The organism is Streptomyces coffeae, from assembly GCF_016741875.1.
Taxonomy (GTDB): domain Bacteria; phylum Actinomycetota; class Actinomycetes; order Streptomycetales; family Streptomycetaceae; genus Streptomyces; species Streptomyces coffeae.
The window spans coordinates 1-2936 of record NZ_JAERRF010000097.1 but is presented as its reverse complement, the minus strand read 5'-3'; the positions used below and the strand labels follow the sequence as shown (position 1 = coordinate 2936).

The window sequence follows — 2936 nt, the reverse complement described above, 5'->3', positions numbered from 1 at the left end:
TCCCATCCGGATCAAACAACCCCTCAACATCCCACCCCCGATCCCCCGGGAAGAACGAAATACCATCCCCACCCGACTCCACCAACCCCCACAAGGCTTCCGGCGAGCCCACCCCACCCGGATAACGACACCCCATCCCCACAATCGCAATGGGCTCATCGAACGCCCCGACCGCACGGCCCGCAACAGCCGACCCCGCCTCCCGCGAAACCCCAGACCCATCCGCACCCAGCAACTGCTCGCGGAGAAAACCAGCAAGCGCACCGACACTGGGATGGTCGAACAGCAACGTCGCCGGCAGCCGCAACCCCGTCACAGCATTCAGCTGATTACGCAACTCCACCGCGGTCAGCGAATCAAAACCCAGATCTTTGAACGCCCGCACCGGGTCCACCGCCGTCGCCGAAGCATGCCCCAGCACCGCCGCCACCTGAGACCGCACCACCTCCACCACAACCCGCTCCTGCTCAGCAACAGGCAACCCCCGCAACTTCCGCGCCAGCGCACTCCCACCATCCGCACCACCCTGACCAGCCACACGACGCCGCCGCACCGCCGGCACCACCGACCGCAGCACACCAGGCAGGCTGTCACGGTATCGAGCCAGCGATGTGGTGTTGATGGCAATCGGCAGAGCGACGGGCTCGTTGATGTGCAGGGCGGTGTCCAGCAGCGCGAGGGCATCGTCGGTGGGCAGGGGCGGGAATCCCTGCCTGCGCAGGCGGGCCACGTCGGCGTCACTGAGTCGGCTACCCATACCCTCTGCGTGCTCCCACATACCCCACGCCAACGACACCGCCGGCAGACCCTGCGCCCGCCGCGACACCGCAAGCCCATCCAACACCGCATTAGCCGCCGCATACGCCGCCTGCCCCGCATTCCCCACCACACCGGCAAAGGAAGAGAACAGAACGAAAGCATCCAGCTCACGATCGCGGGTCAGCTCGTGCAGATGCACTGCCGACTCCGCCTTCGCCGCCAACACCCGACCCAACCGCTCAGACGTCAGATCCGAGACCAAGCCGTCATCAAGCACACCCGCGGCATGCACAACACCCCGAAGCGGCACATCCGCCGGAATCGCGTCCAGCACACCCGTCACAGCCTCACGATCACTGACGTCACACGCCGCAACCGTCACACGGGCACCAAGCCCGGTCAGCTCCTCCTCAAGCGCAGCAGCGCCGGGAGCGTCGATACCCCGCCGGGACAGCAGCAGCAGATCCCGCACCCCATGCTGCTCCACCAGGTGCCGGGCCACCACCGCGCCCAGACCACCCGTACCGCCCGTGACCAGGACTGTCCCGTGCGTCCGCCACGCCGGCGCAGCGTCCCCAGGGCCGCTGATCCGCGCCAGGCGCGGCAGCAGCACCTGACCACCGCGCACCGCCAACTGGCCCTCCCCCGCACCCGCCGCGCCGGCCAGGCTTGCGGCCAACGCCTCATACGAAGCCCGCTCACCATCAACATCGGCCAGCACAAACCGGTCCGGATGCTCGCTCATCGCCGAACGCAGCAGCCCCCACACCCCAGCACCCGCAACATCCTCAGCCTCCACCACCGCACCCGACGTGACCACCACAAGCCGCGACCCCGCCAAACGGGACTCACCCAACCACTCACGCACCACACCCAGCACAACATCCACAGCCTCAGTCACCCCAGCACCCACACCCCGACACACCTGAAGCAAAACAACCTCAGGAACATCAACACCACCATCCAACGCAGCAACCAGACCACCCAGATCCGGATACGTCGCCACGACCGGAACCCCAGACTCCCGCCACTCCCCAGGCTCACCCAGCCCAACCCAGACACCACCCAGAGCCGACACATCAGACCCTGCCGAGGACGGCACAGGCGTCCACTCCAGCCGGAACAGGTTGCCCGCGCTCGTAGAGTCAGCCGCCGCGAGGTCCGCGGCCTGCACAGTACGCAGCACCAGCGAGTCGATCTCGGCGACCGGGTCACCTACGACGTCAGCCACACGCAGACCGATTTTCCCCGCACCGCGCGGGGTGAGCTGGACCCGAACAGCGGATGCGCCCACGGCTGACAGCGACACGCCCGACCACGAGAACGGAAGCTGCGCGCCTTCGACGTACGGCTCCTGAAGCGCCAGTGCATGCAGCACTGTGTCCAGCAAGGCTGGATGGAGCCCGAACCCGGAGGCGTCCGCCGCGGTGTGCTCAGGCAGGATGGCCTCTACGAACAGGTTCTCGCCCTGCTTCCAGACCTCGTGCAGGCCGCGAAACGCGGGGCCGTAGTCAAGCCCAGCTGCCGACAGTCGCTCGTACAGCCCTTCAATCGACACCCGTTCCGCATCTGCGGGCGGCCATGCCCGCAGGTCCCAGTGGACGGCTTCGCGACCGGCGGTGAGGGTCCCGGTGGCGTGCAATGTCCAGGGCTGTTCCTCGTCGGCTTCCTCCGCACGGGAGTAGATCCGCAGCTCACGCCGACCGTCTTCGGCACTGTCGATGCTGATCTGCACCTGCACGGCGCCCTGCTCTGGCAGCACCAGCGGCGCTTGGAGCGTCAACTCCTCGACGCGGCCGCAGCCAGCCCGGTCGCCCGCCTGCACCGCCAGCTCGACAAAGGCCGTGCCCGGCAACAGAACGGAACCGGCAACCACGTGGTCGACGAAGTACGGACACGACTGCGTCGAAAGCCGCGAGGTCAACAGCATCGCATCCGAACCGGCGACGGCCAGAGAGGCTCCCAACAGCGGATGCCTGGCGGCGCCGAGCCCCAGGCTGCTTGCGTCCGCTGCCGCCCGCGAGGCCCGCATCCAGAACCGTTCCCGCTGGAAGGCATATGTCGGCAGTTCCACGGGCCGCGCACCACACCCAGCGAACACCGAACCCCAGTCGACCACCGTGCCAAACACAAACAGCTCAGCCACCGCCGTCAGCACGGTCGCTGCCTCGTCCCGT

The 2936-nt window shown here is 67.6% G+C and carries 1 protein-coding gene; it reads right to left on the bottom strand.

The features are described from left to right. Positions 1-2917, bottom strand: a 2917-nt coding sequence (locus JK363_RS41075; RefSeq protein ID WP_201883434.1) for a type I polyketide synthase, incomplete at its 3' end; no start/stop codon positions are given. Positions 2918-2936: the final 19 nt, after the last annotated feature.